Origin of the sequence: Paraplanobispora takensis (assembly GCF_016863195.1) — a bacterium.
Taxonomy (GTDB): domain Bacteria; phylum Actinomycetota; class Actinomycetes; order Streptosporangiales; family Streptosporangiaceae; genus Planobispora; species Planobispora takensis.
The window spans coordinates 1-24,740 of sequence record NZ_BOOK01000055.1 but is presented as its reverse complement, the minus strand read 5'-3'; the positions used below and the strand labels follow the sequence as shown (position 1 = coordinate 24,740).

General features: G+C 71.0%; 25 protein-coding genes and 1 tRNA gene. 18 read left to right on the top strand and 8 right to left on the bottom strand.

Annotated elements, in window-relative coordinates; genetic code table 11:
- Nucleotides 1-144 precede the first annotated feature (144 nt).
- From Pta02_RS33275 to Pta02_RS33250, 6 genes are all read right to left on the bottom strand, one after another.
- Nucleotides 145-315, bottom strand: coding sequence for a hypothetical protein (locus tag Pta02_RS33275; RefSeq protein WP_203878969.1), 171 nt, complete (start codon nucleotides 313-315; stop codon nucleotides 145-147).
- 277 nt (nucleotides 316-592) lie between these two features.
- Nucleotides 593-2,467, bottom strand: a complete 1,875-nt coding sequence (locus Pta02_RS33270; protein ID WP_203878968.1) for an acyl-CoA dehydrogenase family protein — start codon at nucleotides 2,465-2,467, stop codon at nucleotides 593-595.
- Nucleotides 2,468-2,499: 32 nt separating this feature from the next.
- A complete protein-coding gene (locus Pta02_RS33265) occupies nucleotides 2,500-3,906 on the bottom strand; it encodes a sensor histidine kinase (RefSeq protein WP_203878967.1) in 1,407 nt (468 codons plus the stop codon).
- Nucleotides 3,906-4,601: a response regulator transcription factor gene (locus Pta02_RS33260; RefSeq protein WP_203878966.1), complete on the bottom strand. Its 696-nt coding sequence runs from the start codon at nucleotides 4,599-4,601 to the stop codon at nucleotides 3,906-3,908. Before Pta02_RS33260 ends, Pta02_RS33265 begins: the two co-directional genes overlap by 1 nt.
- 170 nt (nucleotides 4,602-4,771) lie before the next feature.
- Nucleotides 4,772-5,296 (bottom strand): hypothetical protein, encoded by a 525-nt coding sequence (locus Pta02_RS33255; RefSeq protein ID WP_203878965.1) that lies wholly within the window; start codon nucleotides 5,294-5,296, stop codon nucleotides 4,772-4,774.
- Nucleotides 5,297-5,418: 122 nt separating this feature from the next.
- On the bottom strand, nucleotides 5,419-6,129 hold the full coding sequence (locus tag Pta02_RS33250) for a class I SAM-dependent methyltransferase (RefSeq protein ID WP_239131426.1): 711 nt from the start codon (nucleotides 6,127-6,129) through the stop codon (nucleotides 5,419-5,421).
- Between the two features lie 424 nt (nucleotides 6,130-6,553).
- Between Pta02_RS33250 and Pta02_RS33245 the strand changes: the two genes are divergently transcribed.
- Genes Pta02_RS33245 through Pta02_RS33235 form a run of 3 tightly spaced genes read left to right on the top strand, consistent with a single transcriptional unit; the run spans nucleotide 6,554 to nucleotide 10,173 of the window.
- The gene (locus tag Pta02_RS33245; protein WP_203878963.1) at nucleotides 6,554-8,596 is read left to right on the top strand and encodes an ATP-binding protein; all 2,043 of its coding nucleotides are present in this window, start codon (nucleotides 6,554-6,556) and stop codon (nucleotides 8,594-8,596) included.
- Between the two features lie 52 nt (nucleotides 8,597-8,648).
- Complete coding sequence (locus Pta02_RS33240) at nucleotides 8,649-9,218, top strand: RNA polymerase sigma factor (protein ID WP_203878962.1); 570 nt, start codon at nucleotides 8,649-8,651, stop codon at nucleotides 9,216-9,218.
- Complete coding sequence (locus Pta02_RS33235) at nucleotides 9,205-10,173, top strand: hypothetical protein (protein ID WP_203878961.1); 969 nt, start codon at nucleotides 9,205-9,207, stop codon at nucleotides 10,171-10,173. Before Pta02_RS33240 ends, Pta02_RS33235 begins: the two co-directional genes overlap by 14 nt.
- Before the next feature lie 40 nt (nucleotides 10,174-10,213).
- On the opposite strand, the gene Pta02_RS33230 is transcribed toward Pta02_RS33235, so the two are convergent.
- Nucleotides 10,214-11,257 (bottom strand): adenosine deaminase, encoded by a 1,044-nt coding sequence (locus Pta02_RS33230; RefSeq protein WP_373872428.1) that lies wholly within the window; start codon nucleotides 11,255-11,257, stop codon nucleotides 10,214-10,216.
- Between the two features lie 92 nt (nucleotides 11,258-11,349).
- On the opposite strand from Pta02_RS33230, the gene Pta02_RS33225 reads away from it, so the two are divergent.
- From Pta02_RS33225 to Pta02_RS33215, 3 genes are all read left to right on the top strand, one after another.
- Nucleotides 11,350-11,850, top strand: a complete 501-nt coding sequence (locus tag Pta02_RS33225; RefSeq protein ID WP_203878959.1) for a SigE family RNA polymerase sigma factor — start codon at nucleotides 11,350-11,352, stop codon at nucleotides 11,848-11,850.
- A complete protein-coding gene (locus tag Pta02_RS42085) occupies nucleotides 11,847-12,833 on the top strand; it encodes a PASTA domain-containing protein (RefSeq protein ID WP_203878958.1) in 987 nt (328 codons plus the stop codon). The genes Pta02_RS33225 and Pta02_RS42085 overlap by 4 nt, the downstream gene beginning before the upstream one ends.
- Before the next feature lie 207 nt (nucleotides 12,834-13,040).
- Nucleotides 13,041-15,089, top strand: coding sequence for an ATP-binding protein (locus tag Pta02_RS33215; protein ID WP_203878957.1), 2,049 nt, complete (start codon nucleotides 13,041-13,043; stop codon nucleotides 15,087-15,089).
- A 108-nt stretch (nucleotides 15,090-15,197) separates the two neighbouring features.
- Here Pta02_RS33215 and Pta02_RS33210 read toward each other — a convergent pair whose 3' ends face one another.
- Nucleotides 15,198-16,403, bottom strand: coding sequence for a pyridoxal phosphate-dependent aminotransferase (locus Pta02_RS33210; protein ID WP_203878956.1), 1,206 nt, complete (start codon nucleotides 16,401-16,403; stop codon nucleotides 15,198-15,200).
- 244 nt (nucleotides 16,404-16,647) lie between these two features.
- On the opposite strand from Pta02_RS33210, the gene Pta02_RS33205 reads away from it, so the two are divergent.
- The 12 genes from Pta02_RS33205 to Pta02_RS33150 form a co-directional block, all read left to right on the top strand.
- A tRNA-Trp gene (locus Pta02_RS33205) sits at nucleotides 16,648-16,720 on the top strand.
- A gap of 75 nt (nucleotides 16,721-16,795) precedes the next feature.
- A complete protein-coding gene (gene secE, locus Pta02_RS33200) occupies nucleotides 16,796-17,044 on the top strand; it encodes a preprotein translocase subunit SecE (RefSeq protein WP_203878955.1) in 249 nt (82 codons plus the stop codon).
- A gap of 85 nt (nucleotides 17,045-17,129) precedes the next feature.
- The gene (gene nusG, locus Pta02_RS33195; protein WP_203878954.1) at nucleotides 17,130-17,972 is read left to right on the top strand and encodes a transcription termination/antitermination protein NusG; all 843 of its coding nucleotides are present in this window, start codon (nucleotides 17,130-17,132) and stop codon (nucleotides 17,970-17,972) included.
- Nucleotides 17,973-18,088: 116 nt separating this feature from the next.
- On the top strand, nucleotides 18,089-18,520 hold the full coding sequence (gene rplK / locus Pta02_RS33190) for a 50S ribosomal protein L11 (protein ID WP_203878953.1): 432 nt from the start codon (nucleotides 18,089-18,091) through the stop codon (nucleotides 18,518-18,520).
- Nucleotides 18,521-18,612: 92 nt separating this feature from the next.
- On the top strand, nucleotides 18,613-19,326 hold the full coding sequence (gene rplA, locus Pta02_RS33185; RefSeq protein WP_203878952.1) for a 50S ribosomal protein L1: 714 nt from the start codon (nucleotides 18,613-18,615) through the stop codon (nucleotides 19,324-19,326).
- 143 nt (nucleotides 19,327-19,469) lie between these two features.
- The gene (locus tag Pta02_RS33180) at nucleotides 19,470-20,309 is read left to right on the top strand and encodes an SCO4651 family lipoprotein (protein ID WP_203878951.1); all 840 of its coding nucleotides are present in this window, start codon (nucleotides 19,470-19,472) and stop codon (nucleotides 20,307-20,309) included.
- 315 nt (nucleotides 20,310-20,624) lie between these two features.
- Nucleotides 20,625-21,149: a 50S ribosomal protein L10 gene (rplJ, locus tag Pta02_RS33175; RefSeq protein ID WP_203878950.1), complete on the top strand. Its 525-nt coding sequence runs from the start codon at nucleotides 20,625-20,627 to the stop codon at nucleotides 21,147-21,149.
- A gap of 82 nt (nucleotides 21,150-21,231) precedes the next feature.
- Nucleotides 21,232-21,627, top strand: coding sequence for a 50S ribosomal protein L7/L12 (rplL, locus tag Pta02_RS33170; RefSeq protein WP_203878949.1), 396 nt, complete (start codon nucleotides 21,232-21,234; stop codon nucleotides 21,625-21,627).
- 231 nt (nucleotides 21,628-21,858) lie between these two features.
- Nucleotides 21,859-22,860, top strand: coding sequence for an ABC transporter ATP-binding protein (locus tag Pta02_RS33165; protein WP_203878948.1), 1,002 nt, complete (start codon nucleotides 21,859-21,861; stop codon nucleotides 22,858-22,860).
- Nucleotides 22,861-22,952: 92 nt separating this feature from the next.
- A complete protein-coding gene (locus Pta02_RS33160; protein ID WP_239131424.1) occupies nucleotides 22,953-23,435 on the top strand; it encodes an Rv1363c family protein in 483 nt (160 codons plus the stop codon).
- Nucleotides 23,432-23,968 carry an Rv1363c family protein gene (locus Pta02_RS33155; RefSeq protein WP_239131423.1) on the top strand — a complete coding sequence of 179 codons (537 nt, stop codon included), beginning with the start codon at nucleotides 23,432-23,434 and terminating at the stop codon, nucleotides 23,966-23,968. Before Pta02_RS33160 ends, Pta02_RS33155 begins: the two co-directional genes overlap by 4 nt.
- A 453-nt stretch (nucleotides 23,969-24,421) precedes the next feature.
- Nucleotides 24,422-24,740, top strand: a 319-nt coding sequence (locus tag Pta02_RS33150; protein WP_203878947.1) for a hypothetical protein, incomplete at its 3' end; no start/stop codon positions are given.

Genomic DNA, 24,740 nt, shown 5'->3' with positions numbered 1-24,740 from the left:
CGAAGAGGACGGACGCCCGCGTCCGTCGACTGAGAGGGCGGACGCCCGCGTCCGTCGACTGAGAGGGCGGACGCCCGCGTCCGTCACGTGGGAAAGCCGGACCCCGCGGTCCCGTAGTGGGCGGGACCGCGGGGTCCGGCTTCTTCAGCGGCCGCCCTTGCCGGGGATCCGGCGCGGCTGCTGGGTCGGCCTCATCGGCATGTGCGGCTTGGGCATCTGCCGGGGCACTGGTGGCATGCTCCACTCGGGAAGCGAGGTGGAGGTCTTCGCGGGCTTGTTCTTCCCGGAACGCTTCTTAACTGAGCGGGTTCGCATATGGACTCCTCGAAGATCTGTGGACGACGCGGCGCCGCGAGGGGCCGGGCCTGAGAACTCAGCTGCCGCGTCGGAGGTACGGGCCGGAGAGCTGAGTGCGGGCGGATCGGCGTGGCCGATCGACGCCTGCTCTAGGAGTTAATCCACATGCCGTCGACACTATGCGGCCGCCGCCGGGCCGTGCAAGGCATTTAACCGGGGGCCGATCTCCCCGGCCGCGGCGCACGCGAGGGTGTGGGTACGGCGGGGCGCAGGCCGTACCCACACGTTCCGCGGGTCACCGGATCGGACGGTGCACGTTCTCGGTCTCCGAGGGACCGGAGCCGGTGACGGCGATCCACGGCCCCTCGATCGAGGCGTCGAGGATGCCCTCCTCCAGGAAGGCGTAGCGGCCCTGCAGGAGATAACGCGCCAGCCGTACGTCGCGCGCGTCGGTGTTGGTCCACAGCCGGCGGAACAGCGCCTCGGCCCGCAGCCGCGCCTGGCGGCAGAAGACGTCGGCGACCTCGGCGGGCTTGCACCCCAGCTCGGCGGCCTCCTCCTGGGCGCGCACGCACGTCGCGGTGATCGCGAACAGCTCGGCCCCGATGTCCACGATCCTGCCCAGGAAGCCCTGCTTGTGCTCCAGCCGCCCCTGCCAGCGGGACATGCCGTAGAACGTGGAGCGGGCGAGCCTGCGGCCGGCGCGCTCGACGTAGCGCAGGTGACCGGCCAGGGGGCCGAAGTCACCGTAGGCGCCGGGCCGGTTGCCGGAGCCCGCGACCAGCGTGGGCAGCCAGCGGGCGTAGAAGCCGCCGGCGCGGGCGGCCGCGCGGGCCTTGTCGCGGCCGGAGGCCGCGGGGTCGATGAGCCGCCCGGCCACCGACAGGTGCGTGTCCACCGCCTCGCGGGCGATGAGCAGCTGCATGATCTCGGTGGAGCCCTCGAAGATCCGGTTGATCCGCACGTCCCGGAGGATCTGCTCGGCGGGCACCCCCCGCTCGCCCCGGGCGGCCAGCGACTCGGCGGTCTCGTAGCCGCGCCCGCCGCGGATCTGCACCAGCTCGTCGGCGACCCTCCAGGCCATCTCCGAGGCGTACAGCTTGGCCAGGGCGGCCTCGATCCTGATGTCGTTGCTCTCGTCGTCGGCCAGACGGCAGGACAGGTCCATCACCGCCTCCAGCGCGTAGGCGGTGCCGGAGATGAACGCGATCTTCCGTGCCACCGCCTCGTGCCCGCCGATCGGGCTCCCCCACTGCACGCGCTCCGTGGCCCACTCGCGAGCGATCTTCACCGCCCACTTGGCGTTGCCCGCGCAGGTGGCGGGCAGGGACAGCCGGCCGGTGTTCAGGGTCGTCAGGGCGATCTTCAGGCCCTGGCCCTCGCGGCCGATGAGGTTGGCGGCCGGGACGCGGACCCGGTGGAACCTCGTCACGCCGTTCTCGATGCCGCGCAGTCCCATGAACGCGTTGCGCCGCTCGACGGTGACGCCGGGGCTGCCCGCCTCGACGACGAAGGCGGAGATGCCGCGCTCCGTGCGGGCCATCACCACCAGCAGGCCCGCCACCACCCCGTTGGTCGTCCAGAGCTTCACGCCGTCGAGGACGTAGTCGTCGCCGTCGCGCGTGGCCGTGGTCCCCAGCCTGGCCGGGTCGGAGCCGACGTCGGGCTCGGTCAGCAGGAAGGCCGAGATCTCGCCCTTGGCGCACCGGGGCAGGAAGGCGCGTTTCTGCTCCTCGGTGCCGAACAGCTTCAGCGGCTGCGGCACCCCGATCGACTGGTGCGCCGACAGCAGGGTGCTGATCGCGGGGGAGTAGGAGCCGGCGAGCAGCAGCGCGCGGCCGTAGTGCAGGTGGCTGAGGCCCAGCCCGCCGTACTCCTCGTCGATGGTGATCCCGAACGCGCCGAGCCCCGCGAGCCCCTTGACGACCTGGTCGGGGATCTGCGCGGTCCGCTCGATCAGCGCCGGGTCCACCGCGGTGTCGAGGAAGCGGCGCAGGGCGCGCAGGAACTCCTCGCCCTTCTTGGCCTTCTCGGGCGGCGGGGCGGGAGCGGGATGGACCAGATCGAGGCGGAAGTCGCCGAGAAAGAGCTGCTTGCCGAAGCTGGGCCGGACCCACTCCTTCTCTCGGGCCTGCTCGGTCACCTCGCGTGCCTTGGCGTACTCGGTCATCGTGACCTCCTCGGGCGCGGATGGCTCCGACGCTACCCCCGGGTAGGGATCCCGAGAAGGTGCGGGCGCGCGGGAAGCGCCACATGCACGCAGGTGCCCGAGCCCGGAGCCGAGGTGATCCAGCAGCTCCCGCCGTGCGCGTCGGTGATGGCCTTGACGATCGACAACCCGAGGCCGGCGCCGTCGGGCAGCCGTTCCTCACCCCGGTGGAACCGGTCGAAGGCCCTGGCCGCCTGCTCACGGGACATGCCCGGCCCGTCGTCGCCGACCTCGATGAGCACGCCGCCGTCGGAGGAGCCGACGAGCCGGACGGTGGCGGCGGTCCCCTTGGGCGTGTGCGCCCGCACGTTGGCCAGGAGGTTGACCAGGACCTGGCGGATCCGCGCCTCGTCCACGACGGCGGGCAGGGACTCGGGCACGTCGGCGGAGATCAGCGCGTCCGGGTCGATCGCCGTGCAGTCCGCGATCACGTCGCGCGCGACCGCGGCCAGGTCGGTCTCGGCCGGCTGCAGGGCCGCGATCTGGTCCAGCCGGGCCAGCTCCAGCATCTGGCTGACGAGCTCGCCCATCCGGGTCGCCTCGTCCTCGATCCTGCCCATGACCCTGGACAGGTCCGCGGCGCTCAGCGCGCCGGTCCGGTAGAGCTCGGCGTATCCCCGGATCGTCGACAGGGGGGTCCGCAGTTCGTGCGAGGCGTCCGCGGCGAAGCGGCGGACCCGCTCCTCCGAGGCCCAGCGATCCCGCAGGGCGCCCGCGATCCGTTCGAGCAGCAGGTTGACCGCCGCGCCGAGCCGCCCGACCTCCGAGGGGCCCTCGGGCATGCGGACCGACAGGTCGCCGTCCCTGGCCATGCTGTAGGCCGAGCCGGCTATCCGCCCCAGCGGGGCCAGGCCCCGGGTGATCAGCGTGCGGCCGGCGAGGGCGAGCAGCAGGATGAGCGCGCCGCCGGTGAGCAACTCGGTGACGACGAGCCGGCGGATCGGCGCGTCGACCGACTCCAGGGGGACGGCCACGATCACCAGCCGGTTGCCCTGCCGGGCCTCGGCCGCCCGTGCGATCAGGCGGTACTCGCCCGCCGGATCGAGGTCGAAACGCTCGTTCGCCGCCGCGTAGGTCTTCAGCAGGTCGCGGCCCAGCCTCTCCACCAGGTGCGGCACGACGCCGGCCTCGGGAGCGTCCCCGTTGACGAGCCTGGCGTTCCCGGTGGCGAGGTTCAGTACGGCGACCGCGTAGGTGGAGCCGGCCAGCGTCTGGGAGAGCGTCCCGCCGGGCGGGGACACGACCTTCTTGGCGGCCGTCGCGGTGGCCGCCCGGAGCTGCCCGTCGACCCGCTCCAGCAGGTGCCCGTGCAGGACGAGCACGCTCACGCCGGAGAGTGTGAGCAGCAGGACCGTGCTCACCGCCAGCAGGCCCGTGAGCAGGCGGGTGCGCAGGGACATCAGGTGTCCTGGGAGCGGCGCAGCGTGTATCCGATCCCGCGCTGGGTGTGGATCAGCGGCGGGCCGAGCGGGTCGAGCTTGCGGCGCAGGTAGGAGATGTAGGTCTCGACCACCTGGGAGGGTCCTCCGTAGCCCCACACGCGCTCCAGCAGCTGGCGCTTGGTCAGCACCCGGTCCGGGTTCTCCATCAGGAAGGCGAGCAACCGGAACTCCGTGGGGGACAGGTCGACCGTGACCCCGGCCCGCCGTACCTCCCAGCGCGACTCGTCGAGCTCCAGGTCCGCCACCCGCAGCACGGCGTCGGCGGGCCCCTGGGCGGCGGGTGCGGCGGCGCGGCGCAGGACCGCGCGGATGCGGGCGACGAGCGCCTCGACGGAGAAGGGCTTGGCGACGTAGTCGTCGCCGCCGAGGGCGAGCCCGTGCACGGTGTCCGAGGTGGCGTCCCTGGCGGTCAGGAAGATCACCGGGGTGTGCGGGTCCCGCGCGCGGATCCTGCGGCACACCTCGAACCCGTCGATGTCGGGCAGCATCACATCCAGCACGACCAGAGCGGGCGGATCGCGGTGCACCTCGTCCAGGGCCTCCCCGCCGGTGGTCACGCCCCGTACCCGGAACCCGTGGAAGCGCAGGGCGACCTCGACGATGTCGCGGATGTTGGGGTCGTCCTCGACGACAAGGATGGCCGGCTCACTCATGGGGGGAAATCTTCGCCTATCCAGCCCCATGGGGCCATGTCTATCTTTATCGGGCTATCGGGCTATCGGGCTATCGGGTTCGTCGGCTTCACCGGGCGGAACGGTGAGGGCCCGGCGCATCCGGCGGGCCCTCACCGCCCCCGATCATCTCCCCGAGGCCGGCCGGGGGCTCAGCTCCCCGAGGGCGCCGGGGTGGCCGGCTGGTCCAGGACGGCGCGGTTGCGCGGCACGAACACCGCCGCGGCGGTCGGGTCGGTGGAGGTCGGGACGCCGATCACGAAGACCCCGTCACCGACGACCAGCTTGGACAGGTCGGCGCGCGCGCCGAGCCTGCGGATCCGGGTGGTCGGGTCGAGGTTCCAGTTGCGGTAGAGCCCGTCCTTGCTCTTGACCGTCAGCCGGCCGTCGGCCTTGGCGGTGATGACGCCGCGCTGCCAGGTGTAGTTGATGAACACCTGGTTCTTGTCGCGGACCGTGGCCTGGCCGTGGATCCCGACGACCCAGAGGTTGTAGTGGCTGCGCAGGCCGGGCCCGCGCAGCGTGGAGTCGGCCTTCAGCAGCTGGTCGGCGATCGCGGTGACCCCGGCCGGCACGGGGGCGGCGGTGTCGGCGGTGCCGGTGGCCCAGGCGCTGGAGCCGGTCAGCATGATCGACGCCGTAATGGCCGCGGCGCCGAGTGCCAGTCGTCTCTTCATGATTCTCCTTCGAGGGTGCCCTCCCGGCGGGAGGTGACGATCATGCAACCGTCCGGTGCTTGGACCGCCGGAGGAGAACCCTGGGAGTTTCGTGAGAGTGGGTACGGCGCGCGGGGCGCGGGTCAGCGCGGGACGCGGGCGACGCAGAAGACCGTCTGGCCGAAGGGGGGCCGGATGAACCGCTCGATGAAGCGGGTGGCCGGCACGACCGTGCGGTCGTAGATCTTGACGAGGCGGGGGTCGGGGTAGCCGACGCCGCCGCGGCGCACGGCGGCCCACCAGGCGATGCCGCCGAGGAAGTTGATCGGCTTGAGCACGTCGATGTCGAGCCCGGCCTTGGAGACCGTGCTGCGCAGCGTGGCCGGGGTGTAGCGGGTGACGTGGCCGACCTTGCGGTCGAAGTCCCCGTAGAGCTGCATGTAGCCGGGGACCCAGATGACGATGCGCCCGCCGGGCGCGGTGACCGCGGCGAGAGAGCGCAGGGCCTCGACGTCCTCCTCGATGTGCTCCAGGACGTTCATCATGACGACGGTGTCGACCTTCTCCCCGATGGGGATCTCGGTCGGCAGTCCGAACTGCAGGACGTCGACGTCGTCGTGGGAGGCGAAGCGCTTCTGCAGCTGCTCCACGCAGTAGGGGTCGAAGTCGCTGACCACCAGCCGGTCCAGCCGGGGCAGGAACTGCTCGGCGAAGTGTCCCAGGCCGGAGCCGATCTCCAGCAGGGAGCGGCCCACGTGCGGGGCGACCATGTCGAACTCGTACTGCCGGTAGTTCTTGGCCTCGTCGCCACCGAGGTGGTTCTCCAGGGCCTCGTCGCCGGCCGCGGGTTGCACTACGCGGTCATACCCAGACATGCGTTTCCGTCCAGCTCGCAGAAAACCGTGGCGCGGTGGCCACGGCTCGGACAGGCAGAGTCTAGTAGCCGTTCCCCCGGCGGGGTTCCGCAAACCTTTTTCCGATCTTCGGAAGGAGATCTCCCGCGATGCGGAGAGAGCGTCCGGAGACGGAGACCAACGGGTCCGGGAACGTTCTCCGGTGGCGATCCATTACGGCATTTTCTTTATGAATCCCCAGTTCAGCCGCGCCACCGGGGTAACGGGGAGGATTCGGACGTTCCCGCGTTCTAGGAGGAACTTCGCCCCTGGTGAGCAGGGAGATTTCTCCTCGGGAGGAAGAATCCACACCCGCAAATCCCATCACGCTGAGTTCGTAATCCTCACCAGGTGTTATGTCTTTCAGTGGAAGGAGCACGAAACTATGTCCAACCCATGGTGGCGTGGGAACCTCCCCGCGGAGACGAGCAGTTTCATCGGCCGGGAGGCCGAGATCCGGAAGCTGATCAAGACTCTCGCCGACACGCCGCTGGTCACGGTCGTCGGCGCCGAAGGCGTGGGAAAGTCGCGGATCGCCGTCAAGGCGGCCGAGGAATGCCGCGACTTCCATCTGGACGGCGCCTGGCTGGTCGAGCTGTCGGGCGAGCGCAACGGCGACCTGCTGGCCCACACGGTCGCGGCCGTCCTCGGGCTCCGTGAGGAGTCGCCCCGTCCCCAGTCCGAGGTGCTCGTGGAGTTCCTCGCGGGCAAGAAGCTCCTGCTGCTGCTCGACACCTGCGAGAACCTCCTGCCCGCCTGCCGGGAGCTGGTGACGGCGATCCTGGCGGGGGCGCCCGGCGTGCGGATCGTCGCCACCTCCCGTCAGCCTCTCGGCCTGGCCGAGGAGGCGGTCCTGCGCGTCGAGCCCTTCCCGGTGCCCCGGCCCGGCGACGCGGCACCGGGGGAGAACGACGCGCTGCGGCTCTTCCTCGACCGGGCCCGGTCCACGACCTCCGATCCGCCCCCGGACGGGACGGCTCTGGAGGCCGCCGCCCGGATCTGCCGCCGCCTGGACGGCATCCCCCTGGCCATCGAGCTGGCGGCCGGGCAGGTCACGACGATGCGGACGGAGGCGTTCGCCGAGCGGCTGGAGAGCCGGTTCACCGCGCTGTCGGCCAACCGGGCGCTGATCTCCCACCGGCAGACGCTGCGCGCGGCGATCGCCTGGGCCTGCGAGCTGTGCACCCCCGACGAGCGCCTGCTCTGGGCGCGCCTGTCGGTCTTCGCCGGGAACTTCGACGCCGAGGCGGCCGTCTGGGTCTGCGGCGACGAACACCTGCCGGACGTCCCCGGCCTGCTGTCCGCCCTCGTGGAGCGGTCCCTGCTGATCCGGGTGCCCGGCGGCTACCGGCAGCTCGACACGATCAGGGAGTACGGCAGGGAGCAGCTCGTCGGGCTCCACGACGAGGAGCGGCTGGCCCTGCGGCACCGCTACTACTATCTCGACCTCGCCCGCCGCGCCGACCGCAACTGGTACGGCCCCGACCAGGAGAGCTGGGCCCGGCGCCTGAACTTCTCCATCACCAATCTCCGCCTCGCCCTCGACTCCGACGTGCCCTCCAGCCCGATGTCCATCGAGCTGGCCGGGACGCTGTGGATCCTCTGGTTCTGCCTGGGCCGCATGCACGAGGGCCGCTACTACATGAAGCGGGCGATCGACGTCGCGCCGATCACCGACCCCGGCCTGCCCAAGCTCCTGTGGGCCGACGGCTGCGTGGCGATGGCCCAGGGCGACATGGAGTCCGGCCGCCACCGGGCCGAGATGGCGCTGGCGGCCGCCCTGGACTGGGGCGACTACGCGGCGGCCGGCCACGCCCAGCTCCGCCTGGCGACCCGGGCCCTGTGCGTGGGAGAGCTCGAAGAGGTCGCCCCCAGCATCGAACTCGTTCGCGAATACTTCCGGAGGGCACAGATCATGACCGTCAGCGAGCCCCTCGCCCTGGTCACCGCGGCCATGGCCGCCGTCTGGCAGGGTGACTTCGCCAAGGCCATCGACGTGCTGGAGGAGACCCAGCGTCTGTGCGACGGCCGCGGCGAGCGCTGGGCCCGCGCCTACGGCGACTACGTGCTCTCCATCGCCCAGCTCGGCCTGGGCCGGGCTGAGGAGGCCGAGTTCGCCGCCCGGCAGTCGCTGGAGGCCAAGTGGCGGCTGCGCGACACCACCGGGGTGGCGCTGGCCCTGGAGCAGCTGGCGGTGATCGCCGCGGTCCGGGGCGACGGATACCGTACGGCGCGGCTGCAGGGGTCGGGCATGCGGCTGTGGACCACGTTCGGGCTGCGGGGGTTCGGCACGGAGAGCATGTCGGAGCCGCGGACCGTGGCCGAGCGCACCGCCCGGCAGCTCGTCGGCGACGGGACCTACGACGCCGCCTTCGCCGAGGGACACGACGACGACCCCGACGCCGCGGTGGCCTTCGCCCTCGACTAGGGGAAGATCCACGAGACACGCCCCGGGGGCTTCCGTCCGGGACCGCGATGCGGTGAAATCTGTCAGGACATCCGAAGGAGTCCAGACGGACGACGACGAGGCGATCGCCCGCTCCCTGGCCGGTGACCTGTCCGCCTACGAGGTGCTGGTCACCCGCTACAGCATGCTCGCGCACCGCACCGCCGCGATGCTCGGCGCCGGGGACGAGGCCGAGGACGTGGTCCAGGAGGCCTTCGTCAAGGCCTACCGCCACCTGGCCGGCTTCCGCCGCGACGCCCCCTTCCGGCCCTGGCTGCTGCGGATCGTCGCCAACGAGACCCACAACCTGACGCGCTCGCGCGGGCGCCGCGCCGACCTCGCCGGCAAGCTCACCGACCTCGACCCGCCCGAGGCCGAGGGGCCCGAGGACGCCGCCGTGACCACCGACCGCCGTACCCGGCTGCTGGAGGCGGTGCGTACGCTTCCCGAGCGGGAACGTCACCCGGTCGTCTGCAGGTACTTCCTACAGCTGTCGGAGGCCGAGACCGCCCAGGTGCTCGGCATCCCGGTCGGCACCGTCAAGTCGCGGACCTCCCGCGGCCTGGCCCGTCTGCGTGAGGAGGTGGACCGTGACCTCACCTGACGAGCCCGACGACCTGGAGTCCGGCCTCCTCGCCCTCGGCGAGTCCCTCGACGTCCCCGTCCCACCCCCCGCCGACGTGGCGGCCGCCGTACGCGCCCGCCTCGAAGCCCTCCCCGCCGCCCAACGCCACCCCCTCCCCCCCTCCCCGCAAACCGCTCCCCCCGGTCCCGGCTCCGAGGGCGCCGCGCCGGACCCGGCTTCCCCCGATCCCGGGTCCTCCGGCTCCGGGGAGTCCGCGCCGGCCGATCCGGATGCGCCCGGCCGGGCCTCCCCGGGCTCAGGCCCGTCCCGGCCCGCACCGGGCTCCCGTCGTCCACGGGGTTTCCCTCCGGCGCCGGTACGGCGGGCGGGGCGTACGGCGCGGCCCGGCGCCCGGGTACGGCGGCGCGTCGTGGTGGCGGTGGTGGCCGTCATGGTCGCGTTGTTCTTCGGCGCCACTCCCGTGGGACGGGCCGCCGTGGCCGAGATCCTCAGGTTCGCCGGGATCGAGCTGCGGATCGGCGGGGAGCCGGGGCCGCTGCCGTCCGGGATGCCGAGCCCGTTGCCGGGGGAGGAGCGGGTCACGCTGCAGCAGGCGCGCGAGCGGGTCGCCTTCCCCCTCGGGGTCCCGGCGGCGCTGGGTGAGCCGCAGGACGTCAGGGTCGGCGACGGCGGCAGGGTGGTGTCGATGCTGTGGCCCGGCGTCAGGCTGGACCAGTACGACGGCACGCTCGACATCGTCTTCCGCAAGGACCTGGGCGAGCCCTGGCCGGAGGAGACCGTGGTCGGGAACTCGCACGCCTGGTGGATCCCGGCCAAGCACGCTTTGACCTACCGGCCCAGAGCGGGCGGGCCCGAGGTGGAGTCCCGTTTGTCCGGCCCTACCCTCATCTGGCAGCGCGGCCAGGTCGGCCTGCGCCTGGAGGGACCCGCCGACCTCGACCGCGCCCGGGAGATCGCCGAATCGGTCCGCTGAGCGCCGCCGTCGGACTCCACCGGTCCGTCGATACAGTCCCTCAGCTCGCCGGCTCCGGCGGGACACCGGACGCCAGCCAGTCGTCCACTCCCCGCAACAGCTCCTTGCGCACCGTCTCGGGCGCCGCCGAGCCCCGGATCGACTGCCGGGCCAGCTCGGCCACCTCCGCGTCGCCGAACCCGTGCGTCCCCCTGGCCAGCTCGTACTGGTCCAGCAACCGCGAGCCGAACAGCAGCGGGTCGTCGGCGCCCAGCGCGATCGGCACCCCCGCCTCGAACAGCCGCCGCAGCGGCACGTCCCCGGGACGCTCGGCCACCCCGAGTCCGACGTTCGACATCGGGCAGACCTCGCACGTGATCCGCCGCTCGGCGAGCAACTCCATCAGCCGGGGCGACTCCGCGGCCCGCACCCCGTGCCCCAGCCGGTCGGCGCCCAGCTCCTCCACGCACTCGGCCACGCTCGCCGGGCCCAGCAGCTCCCCGCCGTGCGGCACGGCCAGCAGCCCCGCGCCCCTGGCGATCCGGAAGGCCCGGTCGAACTCGCGGGCCCGGCCCCGGCGCTCGTCGTTGGACAGGCCGAACCCGACCACGCCCCGGTCCATGTACTGCACCGCCAGGCGGGCGAGCGTCCTGGCGTCCAGCGGGTGCCGGGTCCGGTTGGCGGCCACCACGACCGCGATCCCGATCCCGGCGTGCTCGGCGGCCCGGTCCACCGCGTCGAGCATCAGCTCCATCGTGGCCGTGAGCCCGCCGAAGCGCTGGGCGTATCCCGACGGGTCCACCTGGATCTCCAGCCAGCCCGACCCCTCGGACGCCTCGTCCTCGGCGGTCTCCCGCATCAGCCGGTAGAGGTCGCCGGGCCGCCGCAGCACCGACCGCGCGATGTCGTAGAGCCGCTGGAAGCGGAACCAGCCCCGCTCGTCGGTGGCCCGGAGCCTGGGCGGCCAGTCCTCCTTCAACGCGTCGGGGAGATGCAGGCCGTACCCGTCGGCCAGCTCCACCAGCGTGGAGTGGCGCATCGAGCCGGTGAAGTGCAGGTGCAGGTGGGCCTTGGGCAGATCGCGGAGCGGACGTGGCATTTCCATATGGTGCCGTACCCTCGGCGCACCGCGGTGAATTCGGCTCTCAACCCGGTGGCGCGTCCGTGCGTTGGGGAGGGTGAAAGGGGACCTCGCTGATGACGGAAGAAGACGAGGCGGCCTTCGACGAGTTCCTGGCCGCACGGAGTACGGCGCTGCTGCGCACCGCGATCCTGGTCTGCGGTGCGTCGCAGCACGACGCCGAGGACCTGGTGCAGAACGCGCTGGAGAAGGTCTACCGGCACTGGAGCCGGATCCGGCACGACAACCCCGAGTCCTACGCCCGCAGGGTCGTGGTCAACGCCGCGATCAGTGCCGCGCGCAGGCGCCGGGTGATCCAGGAGATCACCTTCGCCAGGCCGCCGGACACCCCGGCCGCCTCTCCCGACGTGGAGCTGCGCGAGGAGCTGGTGGAGGAGCTGCGCCGGCTGCCCGCGCGGATGCGCGCGGTGCTGGTGCTGCGCTACTGGGAGGACCTGTCGGAGAACGAGACGGCCGCGCTCATGGGCTGCTCGGCGGGGACCGTGAAGAGCCAGGCCGCACGGGGGCTGGCCAGGATTCGCGAACGCATGGGCCCGCGGGAAGGGGTGCTGGGATGAGGCTTGAAGAGGAACTGGCGGAGGCGATGGAGGCGCACGTCGCGGGGGTGCGCGCCACGCCGGCGATGGGCGGGGCGATCCGCCGCCGCAACCGGGCGCACCGCCTCCGGTTTCGTACGGCGGGCGTCGCGCTGGCCACCGCCGCCGTCGCCGGGGCGGTCCCGGTGTACCTGTCGCTGAACGCCGGCCCGGCCGCCACCGCGCCCGGCCCGGCCGCGCAGCCCGGCCGGGGCACCGAGGTCGCGGTCGTGCGGGACGTGACGGTCCCGGACGTCGTCGGCCTGCACGCGCAGAAGGCGCTGGTCGTGCTGGAGGCGGCCGGGCTCGAGGCGCAGGTCGAAGGTGCCGGGGGGGAGGGGGACCTGGTGGTGCAGCAGACCCCGGCGGCCGGGGAGAAGGTCGCGCGGGGGCACGTCGTCCTGCTGACCTCCGCCCCGCCCGGCCCGACGGAGAACCCGGACCCGACGGCGGATCCGGACCCGACGGAGGACCCCGGCCCTGGGGACGAGCCGAGCATCCCGAACGACCTGGGAGACCTGGGCGACGGCCGCAGGTTCGGCGGCGTGGAGTTCACCTACCTGCCCGAGGGCCTGCAGTGGGGCGAGGGGTCGGTCAAGGACGGCTTCGGCAAGACCAGCTACAGCACCTGGTGGCAGGAGGCCGGTCTGGAGCCCGGCATGTACAGCGTCCAGGCCGTCGTCTACCGGGGGCAGGCGGCGACCGAGCTGGGCAGGCGGATGAAGGGCTACCGCGACCAGGGCGCCAGGCCCGTGGAGATCGGGGGCGAGCGGGTCTACATCGTCCGCGCGGGCGAGTCCGTGGGGCGGATCGAGGAGGGCGGCACCCCCACCGCCGTCTGGACCGAGGGTGCGGGGCTGGCGATCGAGGTCATGATGAGCCCCGACTACTACGCACGGCTCGGTCAGGAGAAGGCCGAGGCGGAGCTGAAGGAGATCGTCGAAGGGGTCGTCCCCGGCAGGTGATCGGGCCGTCTCCGGGAGACGGGGAACGGCGGCGGTACGGCTCCCGCCCGGCGGGAGCCGTACCGCCGCCGGACGCACAGACCGGGTGCGGGGAAGGGCCGTCGGGAATCGTCAAGGAACGAGGGAAATTTCCCAACGGGCTTCCACGCGCACGTGCGTCCGTGCGACGGTAAGTACACGCACAGTTGGGACGACGCCGGGGCTGTTATGGAAGCGGACGTCTTCGTCGGCAGGCAGGCGGAGCTGGCTGACATCTGCGGCCTGCTCGGCAGGGCCCGCCATGTCACGCTGACCGGCGCCGCCGGAGCGGGCAAGACCCGCCTCGCGATGCGCCTGGCCGAACCGCTGGAGCGCGAGTCGCCGGGATACGTCCGCATCGTCGACGTCTCCGAGACGCCGGACGACCTCATGGCCCTGACCGAGACCGTCGCCGGCGCGATCGGCGCCCACCGGCGGCCGGGGAGGCCGGTGGAGCGGGTGGTCGCCGAGCTGTCGGCCAACCCCGGCCTGGTCGTCCTGGACGGCTGCGACCGCGTCGCCCACACCGCGGGCATCCTCGTGGACCACCTCCTGCGGGAGGTCGAGGGGCTGCACGTCCTGGCCACCAGCAGGCAGCGGCTGGGCTTCCCGCACGAGCACGTCTACCCGATCGGCGGACTGTCCACCGCCGACGCCGTCGACCTGCTCGTCACGCTCGCCGGGGACAGGCTCGCGGGGACCGACCCGGCCGAGATCTGCCGGCGGCTGGACAACCTCCCGCTGGCGATCGAGCTGGTGGCCGAGACCCCCGACCCCGCCGTGGCCGACCTGTTCGCCGGCCCGTCCGACCCGTTCAGGGACTATCCGCACCCCGCCGGCCGCGAACCGGGATTCTCCGGCTGCGCGTCCTCCGGGATGTCCCCCAGGCGCCACGCCTCCCTGTGCGGCGCGCTCGGCATGAGCTACGAGCTGTGCGGCCCCGAGGAGCGCCTGGTGTGGGCCCGGATGTCGGTCTTCTCCGAGTGCTTCGACGCCGAGGCCGCGCAGAGCGTCTGCGGCGCCGGCGACCTCTCGGCCGGGCAGGTCCTCGACGCCCTGAACGGGCTGACCGACAGGTCCGTCCTGACCCGGGAGGGGAGCCCGCGCGGCGCCCGCTACCGCCTGCTCGGCACCGTCCGGGGGTTCGGCGCCGCCCGGCTGGCCGAGCTGGGCGAGACCTGCCAGGCGCGGCGCCGCCACCGTGACTTCTTCTTCGACCTCGCCGCCCGCGCGGCGCAGAGCTGGAAGGACGACCAGCTCACCTGGTACCGCCGGCTGGCACCCGACCTGACCAATCTGCGCCAGGCCGTCGACTACTGCTACGACCGGCCGGAGGACCGCCGCCGGGGCCTCGAACTGGTCTCCTTCCTGTGGTTCCTGTGGATCTGCTGCGGCAGGCACGCCGTCGGATACTCCCTGCTGCAGCGCGGCCTGGAGCTGGAGCGCGAGCCGGGCACCGAGCGGAACAAGGCGCTGTGGGTCTACGCCTGGATGGCGATCCAGCGCGGCGACATCGAGGGCGCCGAGCGCGCCCTCGCCGAGTGCGACACCGGGGTCGCCGGCTGGGACTCCACCGCCTACGTCAGCCATTTCCACGCCCACCTGGCCATGGCCAGGGGCGAGCTGGCCGAGGCGATGCGGTTCATCAAGGACGCCCGGATGCGCCACCGCTCGGCCGGCGACGTCTTCCCGGGCTTCCTGCCCACCTACGTCGTCGTGGCCACCGCGCTGATGTCCGCCGACCGGCACGAGGAGGCGGTGTCGGTCCTGCACGAGGGGCGCGACCTGTGCGCCTCCTGCGGCGACTACTGGACCCTGGCCCGCCTCGACCTGCTCCTGGCCCAGGCCGAGCACCTGCTCGGCAACACTCCGGTGGCCGCCGCGGCCGCCCGGGAGTCCATGCGCGGCGCCCGGCTGTTCGGCGACGACATGTGCCTCGTCGAGGGGATCGAGACCTTCGGGGTGATCGCGGAGGGCGACGGGAACGACGCTCTGGCGATCAGACTGCTCGGCGCCGCCGCCGTGGCCCGCGAAGAGGCCGCCCTGCCGCCGTGCCGCGCGCCGATCCTCGCCGGTCTGCTGGAGGGCTCGGAGGAGAGGCTGCGCGGCCGTACGGACGACAAGGAGTACGACCGCCTCCTCGAACTGGGACGCACGACCGGCCTGGGGGAAGCCGTGGAGCACGCGCTGCAGGGCGTGGCCGAGTCCGGGCCCGAGGACGAGTACGACGACGACTGACGGGACCGGGGGGAGCGCCGGGGGGACGACCGGCGGCCCGTCCGGGGCCGTCCGCGTCCGCGTGCGCGGCCAGGGCCCCGGACCGCGAGAGGGCGGCCGGTCGCCGGGTCAGCGGGCGTCGGCCAGGAACTTGGCGACCCGGCTGACGCCTTCGGCCAGGTCGTCGTCGCCGAGGGCGTAGGACAGGCGGAAGTATCCCGGGGTGCCGAACGCCTCGCCGGGAACGAGCGCGACCTCGGCCTCCTCAAGGATGATCTCGGCCAGCTCGGCGGAGGTCTGCGGGCGCCTGCCGCCGAACTCCTTGCCCAGCAGCTGCTTGACCGAGGGGTATGCGTAGAACGCGCCCTTCGGCTCGGGGCAGAGCACGCCCGGGATCTCGTTGAGCATCCGGACCATGGCCTGGCGGCGGCGGTCGAAGGCCTCGCGCATGCGCTCCACGGCCGACAGGTCGCCGGTGACGGCGGCCAGGGCGGCGGCCTGCGCGACGTTGGAGACGTTGGAGGTGGCGTGCGACTGGAGGTTGGTCGCGGCCTTGACCACGTCCTTGGGGCCGATCAGCCAGCCCACCCGCCAGCCGGTCATCGCGTAGGTCTTGGCGACGCCGTTCAGCACGACGACCCTGTCACCCAGCTCGGGCACGACGGTGGCGATGCTCGCGAAACCGGCGTCGCCGTAGGTGAGGTGCTCGTAGATCTCGTCGGTGACGACCCACAGGTCGTGCTCGGCGGCCCAGCGGCCGATCGCCTCCACCTGCTCCGGCGCGTAGACCGCGCCGGTCGGGTTGGACGGGGAGACGAACAGCAGGACCTTGGTGCGCTCGGTGCGGGCGGCCTCCAGCTGCTCGACGCTCGCGAGGTAGCCGGTGGTCTCGTCGGTCACGACGTCGACCTGGACGCCGCCGGCCAGCTTGATCGCCTCGGGGTAGGTCGTCCAGTACGGCGCGACCACCAGGACCTCGTCGCCCGGGTCCAGCAGCGTGGCGAAGGCCTCGTAGACGGCCTGCTTGCCGCCGTTGGTGACCAGCACCTGGGCCGCGTCGACCCGGTAGCCGGAGTCGCGCAGGGTCTTGTCGGCGATGGCCTGCTTGAGCTCGGGAAGACCGCCGGCCGGGGTGTACTTGTGGAACCTCGGGGTCCGGCAGGCCTCGACGGCGGCCTCGACGATGTAGTCGGGAGTCGGGAAGTCCGGCTCGCCGGCGCCGAAGCCGATGACCGGACGGCCCGCCGCCTTCATCGCCTTGGCCTTGGCGTCGACGGCGAGAGTGGCGGACTCGGAGATCGCGGAGATGCGCGCGGAGATGCGAGGACGGGTCATGCGTCCATGGTTACAGACCGGCCGTCGTGTTCCGGTGGGTATCCAGCATCCGGACGCCCCGGCGGGTCCGCGGCGGTGGGGGCTTGGAAAGTTCGTGACCTGCGGGATCGGTTTCCAGTTCGACGTGGCGGCCATTCCCACGTAGACTCCGGCGTGGCCTCGCCGCCGAGTGCGTGATCGGCGGGCGGGGCCGATGAGCCAGGGACAAACTTCGGGTCAACCGAGGTATGGTGGTTCATGTCTTAGGGCACTAGCGCAATTGGTAGCGCACCGGTCTCCAAAACCGGCGGTTGGGGGTTCGAGTCCCTCGTGCCCTGCGAGGAGCGGTCCGCGCATCAGGGCGTCTAGCGCGCCGCGGATATGCGTTGGATACGACGGATCAGGTGAGGACTGTGGCGATCGACACGCGCGGCGAAACCGCAGACAAGCCGAGCGGTGAGAAGAAGTCCAAGCGCACTTCTCCCGCCCTTTTCTACCGGCAGGTTGTCGCCGAGCTGCGTAAGGTCATCTGGCCGACGCGCAAGGAACTCATTTCTTACACGATCATCGTCCTGGTCTTCGTTTTGATCCTGGTCGGGATCGTGTCCGGGCTCGATGCGCTGTTCACCGAGGGCGTGCTGAGGATCTTCGGCGGATCCTGAGGCGGCGGACGGCGGGCTCTCCCGCCGTGAGCCCATTCCCTCCGCAAGTCCAGTCAGCCCACCGAGGAAAAGAGAAAGAGCCACCGTGTCCGAGTCTTCACAGCCGGCCGGCGAGTCCCGCGAAGAGTGGGAGGGCGGGCCGGAAGAGGCCATCGACGCCGCGGAGGATTCGTTCGACGAGTCCGGTGAGACCGACGTCGAGACGGACGTCGACGCCGAGGCCGATTTCGAGACCGACGCCGACACCGACGACGAGGCGGACGCCGACACCGACGACGATGACGAGGCCGAGCAGGTCCCGGCCGCCGTCGTCGACGAGGACGGTGACGTCCTGCCCGACGTCGACCCGGTCGAGGAGTTCAAGCGCCACCTGCGCGGCCTCTACGGCGAGTGGTACGTCATCCACTCCTACGCCGGCTACGAGAACCGCGTGAAGGCCAACATCGAGACCCGCACGCAGTCCCTCAACATGGAGGACTACATCTTCCAGGTCGAGGTGCCCACCCACCACGTGACCGAGGTGAAGAGCGGCAAGCGCCAGCTCGTCAAGGAGCGCGTGCTGCCGGGTTACGTGCTGGTCCGCATGGAGCTCACCGACGAGTCGTGGTCCGCGGTGCGCAACACTCCCGGTGTGACCGGCTTCGTCGGCCTGTCGAACAAGCCGAGCCCGCTGAGCGTGGACGAGGTCGCCAAGCTGCTGGCCCCCGAGCCCAGCGAGGAGACGAAGAAGACCACCGCCAAGGCCGCCACGGCGACCGTCGACTTCGAGGTCGGCGAGTCCGTCACGGTCATGGACGGTCCCTTCGCCACCCTGCCCGCGACGGTCAGCGAGATCAGCGTAGAGTCGCAGAAGCTCAAGGTGCTCGTGTCGATCTTCGGTCGTGAGACCCCGGTCGAGCTGTCGTTCAACCAGGTCTCGAAGATCTGACCCGTCACATAAACTAAGACGTTCGGTGGCCGTGTTTCGCGAAACACGGCCTTCCGACATGTTCCCCGTCTCTGCGGGGGACCGCATCAATCCGATGAGGACCCGGAGAAAATCTCATGCCTCCTAAGAAGAAGATCGCGGCACTGGTCAAGGTCCAGCTTCCCGCTGGCCAGGCCACTCCCGCCCCGCCGGTCGGTACCGCCCTCGGTCCGCACGGCGTCAACATCATGGACTTCGTGAAGCAGTACAACGCTGCCACCGAGGCCCAGCGCGGCAACATCATCCCCGTTGAGATCACCATCTTCGAGGACCGCTCCTTCACCTTCATCACGAAGACGCCCCCGGCGCCTGAGCTGATCAAGAAGGCCGCCGGAGTGGCGAAGGGCTCGGCCGTCCCGCAGAAGGACAAGGTCGGCAAGCTCACCCGTGAGCAGCTGCGCCAGATCGCCGAGACCAAGATGCAGGACCTCAACGCCAACGACATCGAGGCGGCCGAGAAGATCATCGCCGGCACCGCCCGGTCGATGGGCATCACCATCGCCGACTAGCCGTCTGCGGCACTCGGCACCACAGACCTCGAACCGAGTGGAAGGGCCAGGCGCTGGCCCGCACCACGGACACTCAGATCAGGAGTGAGCAAGTGAAGCGCAGCAAGTCACACCGCGACGCCGCGGCCAAGGTCGACCGCGAGAACCTCTACAGCCCGGCCCAGGCGGCCAAGCTGGCCAAGGAGACGAGCGTCACCAAGTTCGACGCGACCGTCGAGGTCGCTCTGCGGCTGGGCGTCGACCCCCGCAAGGCGGACCAGATGGTCCGTGGCACCGTCAACCTCCCGCACGGCACCGGTAAGACCGCCCGGGTCCTGGTCTTCGCGACCGGTGACCGTGCCGAGGAGGCCCGCGCCGCGGGCGCCGACATCGTCGGTGCCGACGAGCTGATCGACGAGGTCGCCAAGGGCCGCCTCGACTTCGACGCCGTCGTCGCCACCCCGGACCTCATGGGCAAGGTCGGCCGCCTGGGCCGCGTGCTCGGTCCGCGTGGTCTGATGCCGAACCCCAAGACCGGCACCGTGACCCCGGCCGTCGGCAAGGCCGTCACCGACATCAAGGGCGGAAAGATCGAGTTCCGTGTCGACCGGCACGCGAACCTGCACTTCATCATCGGCAAGGTGTCCTTCGGCGAGCGTCAGCTCATCGAGAACTACGCCGCCGCCCTCGACGAGGTCCTGCGTCTGAAGCCGTCCGCGGCCAAGGGCCGTTACCTCAAGAAGATCACGTTCTCCACGTCCATGGGCCCCGGCATCCCGGTCGACCCGAACGTGACCCGTGCGATGACCGCGGAGCTCGACGCCTGATACCCGGGCGTCAACCGCGGAGGCCTCGACCGAATGGCCATTCGGTCGAGGCCTTTTTCGTTCTCTCGGACGACGCGCGGTTTTCCGGGGGCACATAGTCTCGAGGAGACAGGTGATCGGGGGATACGAAGGGGTGAGGACGGATGCGCCGATTGGCTCCCGCAGTGGCACTGGGAGCGGCCGCACTGGTCGCGGTGGCGGGATGCGGCGCGCAGAGCGCCGGTTCCCTGGGAAACGTGAAGCTGGCGGCCGCCGAGGCCGTCCAGGAGAGCGCGCAGCAGGCTGAGGAGGTCACCTCCTACTCCGCGGACCTGGTGCTGGACGCCGCCGACGGCGAGCAGGGCGCCGGCAAGATCCAGGGCAGCATGGTCTACCAGAGCAAGCCCGAACTGGCGACCGACGTCACGCTGGACGTGATCTCCTTCGGCGGGCGCAACGTGCCCGGCGGGGCGCGGGCGATCCTGCTCGGCGACACGGTCTACGTGAAGTCCGAGCTGCTCACCAAGTTCGCCGGCACCGGCAAGCCGTGGCTCAAGGTGTCCGCCTCCGACCTCGGCGCCGGCGACCAGGCCCAGATCAAGGAATTCATGGCCCAGGCCCAGCAGTTCGACCTGGCCGGCACGGTCAAGCTGCTGACCGCCTCCAAGGACGTCAAGGCGGTCGGCACCGAGACGGTCGACGGGGTGGAGACCACCCACTACAGCGGCACCTTCCCGGTGGACGAGGCGGTCCAGCTGCTCGACCCCGCCGAACGCGAGCAGGTGCAGGAGCAGCTGTCGAAGGCCAAGGACGTGAAGTTCGACCTGTGGGCCGATGCCCAGAGCCTGCCCCGCAAGGTCACGCTGAGCGGGTCCGAGCAGGGTGCCACGTTCACCATGGCCGCGCAGTTCCGCGACTTCAACGAGCCGGTGACCATCACCGCTCCGCCCGCCGACCAGGTGGGCGACCTGCCGGAGAACCCCGGCGGGACCGGCGGGAACTGACCCTTCCCGTACGGCTCGCGCCCCGGGCCACCCGGAGGGGCGAGCCGTACGGCCCCGCGGACCGCTCGTCCGCGAGGCCGTACGCCGATTTGGCTTGTGTCCGGACAGCGCGTAAGCTGTCAACGCCGAAGACCGCCGGTCGTCACCTGGCCTCATAGCCCGGTGACCGAAGGATCCGCATTCAGTGGACGGCCAGCGCAGGTGTGATGTGAGCTTCCATCGGGACGTGCCGTCCTCTTGTGAGCCCCGTGCGCCTGCGCCGGGGCTCGTTCTCGTTTATGGGCCTTTGCCGGCGGCACATCTGGAAGGAGGCCCATGGCGAAGGCGGAAAAGGCGACGGCCGTAGCCGAGCTCCGGAGCAGTTTCGAAAGCTCTGGCGCTGCCGTTCTGACCGAGTACCGCGGTCTCACCGTCGCTCAGCTCAAGCAGCTGCGCGTTTCCCTCGGTGAGAATGCGAAGTTCGCCGTGGTGAAGAACACGCTGACCAAGATCGCGGCCAACGAGGCCGGGATCAACCAGCTCGACGACCTGCTCGCGGGTCCGTCGGCGATCGCGTTCGTCAACGGCGACGTGGTCGAGGCTGCCAAGAGTCTGCGTGACTTCGCCAAGGCCAATCCCCTCCTGGTCATCAAGGGCGGTGTCGTCGACGGTAAGGCGATGACCCCGGCCGAGATCAGCAAGCTTGCCGACCTCGAGTCGCGCGAGGTCCTCCTCGCGAAGCTGGCCGGCGCCATGAAGGCGAAGCAGGGCCACGCGGCCGCCGTCTTCAACGCGCTGCCCACCAACATGGCTCAGCTGGCCGAGGCTCTGCGCGCCAAGCGCGCGGAGGCCGGCGAGTAGGTCCGCGCGAGCGGTCCAGGGGATTAGCGCATGCATACCGCGGTCCCAATTCTTCATTAGTTAGATCCATACGGAGGAAATCATGGCGAAGCTCAGCACCGACGAGCTCCTCGACGCTTTCAAGGAGATGACCCTCCTCGAGCTGTCCGACTTCGTGAAGCTCTTCGAGGAGACCTTCGACGTCAAGGCTGCCGCCCCGGTCGCCGTCGCCGCCGCTCCGGCCGCCGCCGGTGCCGCCGGTGGTGGCGAGGAGGCTGAGGAGCAGGACGAGTTCGACGTCATCCTCGAGGCCGCCGGTGACAAGAAGATCCAGGTCATCAAGGAGATCCGCGCCCTGACGAGCCTGGGCCTCAAGGAGGCCAAGGACCTGGTCGACGGCGCTCCGAAGCCGGTCTTCGACGGCAAGGTCAACAAGGAGCAGGCGGAGAAGGCCAAGGCCGCCCTCGAGGGTGCCGGCGCCACCGTCACCGTCAAGTAAGACGTTTCACCGGGAAGAGCGGGTCCACCAGGTGCCGGTGGCCCGCTCTTTTCGCGTTCCCGGGCCCTTCCGCGGCACCGGCGGGCCTCCGCATGGCGGGAGTGGGCCGGACCCTTGTTGGACGGGAAGTCTTATTACCGTGTCGTAACGATCGCCGGATCGTATTGGAACCGCATCCGATTCGGGCGATCGTCGCTACGGTGGGTGCACCGGTCTTCTGGAGGGCGGCACGTGGGCGTCGAAGTCGTGGTGGAGGGCCTGACCAAGTCGTTCGGCAGGCAGGTCATCTGGGAGGACGTCACGCTGACGCTCCCCGCCGGGGAGATCTCCGTCCTGCTCGGCCCCTCGGGCACCGGCAAGTCCGTCTTCCTGAAGTCCCTGGTCGGCCTGTTGCGGCCCGACCGCGGCCACATCTGGATCGACGGCCACGACCTGGCAAACTGCAGTGAGAGCACGCTCTACGAGCTGCGCAGGCTGTTCGGCGTCCTGTTCCAGGACGGGGCCCTGTTCGGGTCCCTCAGCCTCTTCGACAACATCGCCTTCCCCCTGCGCGAGCACACCAAGAAGAACGAGACCGAGATCCGTCGCATCGTGATGGAGAAGATGGACCTCGTCGGTCTCGTCGGCGCCGAGGGCAAGCTCCCCGGGGAGATCTCCGGCGGCATGCGCAAACGCGCGGGCCTGGCCAGGGCGCTGGTCCTGGACCCCGAGATCATCCTGTTCGACGAGCCCGACTCCGGCCTCGACCCGGTCCGCACGGCCTACCTGAACCAGCTGATCGTGGACCTCAACGCGGAGATCGAGGCGACGTTCCTGATCGTCACGCACGACATCAACACCGCCCGCACGGTCCCCGACAGCATCGGCCTGCTGTTCCGGCGCGAGCTGATCATGTTCGGGCCGCGCGAGATGCTGCTGTCCAGCGACGAACCGGTGGTGCGCCAGTTCCTCAACGCGCGCAGGCACGGCCCGATCGGCATGTCGGAGGAGAAGGACATCTCCGAGCTGGAGGCCGAGGCGCAGCTGGGCCACGACCCGGGCGGTCTGCCCCCGATCCCGCCGCAGCTCATGCCGAGCGCGAACCGGATCCGGCGGACGCAGCGCGCGCCGGGGGAGTGGCTGGCCGCCAACGGCGTCATCCCGCCGCCGAACTCCTTCGTGGACGACCGGGGCCGCAACTGGCTGGAGGAGTATCCCCGCCTCGTCGCGGCGCACCTCAACGGCGTGAGATGAGTTCGATGCTCCGCCGGTGACGATCGGCCCGCGTTCGCTATCGTTGACGGCGATCGACCGTGACGGTGTCAGCCGAGCTGGAAGATCGAACCGTGCTGAGGAAGCTCCTGCCCTGGCTCGCGGGCCTGTCGGCCGTCTGTCTCGCGGCGGCCGCCTTCTGGGTGGGCGGGCAGCTGCGCGAGGCCCGCGCGGCCGAGGAAGACCGCCGGGCGGCGCTGCGGGCGGCCGGAGACCACGCCCTGAGCCTGCTCTCGATCGATCACCGCACCGTCGACGCCGGCATCCGGCGCATCCTCGACACCTCCACCGGCCCCGCCAGGGCCGAGTACGCCCGTGACGCCGCGACCCTGAAGGAGACGACCACCTCCGGCAAGGTTCTGCAGACGGGCGCCCTGCGCGCCGTGGGGCTCGTCTCCCTGGAGGACGGCACGGCCCGGGTGCTGGTGGTCGGGGACGCGGTGGTCTCTTCCGAGGGGAGCCGCGAGGCCCCCCGGGAGCGGTTCTACCGCTGGAGCATGGAGGTCACCAGGACCGGGGGAGGCTGGCTCGTGTCGCAGGCGGAGCTGGTCTCGTGAGAGCCGCGCGGCTTCCTTCCGTACGGCGGGGCCTCCCGCTGCTCGCCGCGGCGCTGGCCGTCGTGGCGCTGGTGCTGGCCGGGGCGGCCGGGGTCATGTTCGCGGACCTGCAACGGCTGCGGTCCGGGGAGGAGGCGGGACGGCAGGCGCTGGAGGCCGCCCGGTCGGCGGCCCCGGGCATGCTGTCCTACGACTACCGCACGATCGAACAGGACCTCGCCAGAGCCGGGGGATACACCACCGGGGCGCTCACCGGGCACTACAGGCGGCTGGCCGCGAGCCTGGCGCCGGAGGCGAGGCGGCAGCGGGCGGTGCAGTCGGCCACGGTCACCGGGGCGGCCGTGGAGTCGGCCGGCCCCGACCGGGTCGACGTCCTGCTGTTCGTCGACATGAGCACGGTGCGGGAGAGCCCCGGCGACGAACCCCGCCGCCAGGTCGGTCAGAGCCGTGCCCGGCTGGTGATGGTCAGGGTGGACTCCCGCTGGCTGGTGTCCGAACTCTCGACTCTCCTGGGCAACCCTCCGCCCTTGTGATTTCCGGGCCGGGCGAGGCGTGTTATGTAATTGTTAGCAAACCTTGCGTTTGAAGAAGGTTTGAGGGCGGGTAGATCCGCATGGCGACAGTCGAGCGAGGGTCGGGCAACGGCCAGCGCCCGATCCGTCGGGCGGCGGGTGTTAGCCGTTTCCGAGTCCGGGGTAGTGTTCTGGATCCGGTGGCGCGCACGGGTCGATCGGCGGAAGAAGTCGCAGCTTCACGGCGGTTTGCCGGTGGAAATGTCGCCTTCCGGGCTTGACGTTTCGCCGCCGACGGGCGATGCTGCGACCAACGTGGAGCATGCAGCGAGACTGGGGTGGACAGGCGTGTGCCGTTCGGCTACACTGCCCCTTTGCGCTGCCCTTTGACGACCCGCTTCTTTTGGTGCTCCGATGCATGGTCGTCTGGCGTGCGTGTAGTCAGTCCGCCGCGAGCCCTCGGAAGGACATCTGTTGGCAGCCTCGCGCAACGCCTCCGCCGTACCCGCTGGTCCCCGTCGCGTGTCTTTTGCGCGCATTCAGGAGCCGCTCGAAGTTCCTGACCTTCTCGCTCTGCAGACCGAGTCCTTTGACTGGCTGCTCGGCAACGAGAAGTGGAAGGGGCGGGTCGAGGCGGCTCGCCAGGCCGGGCGCAAGGACGTTCCGGCCCAGTCGGGTCTCGAAGAGATCTTCGAAGAGATCAGTCCCATCGAGGACTTCTCCGGAACCATGTCCCTGTCGTTCCGGGATCACCGGTTCGAGCCGCCGAAGTACTCAGTCGATGAGTGCAAAG

What these genes read in the sequence shown, in the direction of transcription:
- Pta02_RS33180 (WP_203878951.1), top strand. Translation starts at nt 19,470, where the DNA reads ATGCGCCGATTGGCTCCCGCAGTGGCACTGGGAGCGGCCGCACTGGTC.
- Pta02_RS33265 (WP_203878967.1), bottom strand. Translation starts at nt 3,906, where the DNA reads ATGTCCCTGCGCACCCGCCTGCTCACGGGCCTGCTGGCGGTGAGCACG.
- Pta02_RS33255 (WP_203878965.1), bottom strand. Translation starts at nt 5,296, where the DNA reads ATGAAGAGACGACTGGCACTCGGCGCCGCGGCCATTACGGCGTCGATC.
- Pta02_RS42085 (WP_203878958.1), top strand. Translation starts at nt 11,847, where the DNA reads ATGAGGCTTGAAGAGGAACTGGCGGAGGCGATGGAGGCGCACGTCGCG.
- Pta02_RS33210 (WP_203878956.1), bottom strand. Translation starts at nt 16,403, where the DNA reads ATGACCCGTCCTCGCATCTCCGCGCGCATCTCCGCGATCTCCGAGTCC.
- Pta02_RS33270 (WP_203878968.1), bottom strand. Translation starts at nt 2,467, where the DNA reads ATGACCGAGTACGCCAAGGCACGCGAGGTGACCGAGCAGGCCCGAGAG.
- Pta02_RS33275 (WP_203878969.1), bottom strand. Translation starts at nt 315, where the DNA reads ATGCGAACCCGCTCAGTTAAGAAGCGTTCCGGGAAGAACAAGCCCGCG.
- Pta02_RS33225 (WP_203878959.1), top strand. Translation starts at nt 11,350, where the DNA reads ATGACGGAAGAAGACGAGGCGGCCTTCGACGAGTTCCTGGCCGCACGG.
- Pta02_RS33245 (WP_203878963.1), top strand. Translation starts at nt 6,554, where the DNA reads ATGTCCAACCCATGGTGGCGTGGGAACCTCCCCGCGGAGACGAGCAGT.
- Pta02_RS33260 (WP_203878966.1), bottom strand. Translation starts at nt 4,601, where the DNA reads ATGAGTGAGCCGGCCATCCTTGTCGTCGAGGACGACCCCAACATCCGC.
- rplK (WP_203878953.1), top strand. Translation starts at nt 18,089, where the DNA reads ATGCCTCCTAAGAAGAAGATCGCGGCACTGGTCAAGGTCCAGCTTCCC.
- rplL (WP_203878949.1), top strand. Translation starts at nt 21,232, where the DNA reads ATGGCGAAGCTCAGCACCGACGAGCTCCTCGACGCTTTCAAGGAGATG.
- Pta02_RS33215 (WP_203878957.1), top strand. Translation starts at nt 13,041, where the DNA reads ATGGAAGCGGACGTCTTCGTCGGCAGGCAGGCGGAGCTGGCTGACATC.
- Pta02_RS33230 (WP_373872428.1), bottom strand. Translation starts at nt 11,257, where the DNA reads ATGGAAATGCCACGTCCGCTCCGCGATCTGCCCAAGGCCCACCTGCAC.
- rplJ (WP_203878950.1), top strand. Translation starts at nt 20,625, where the DNA reads ATGGCGAAGGCGGAAAAGGCGACGGCCGTAGCCGAGCTCCGGAGCAGT.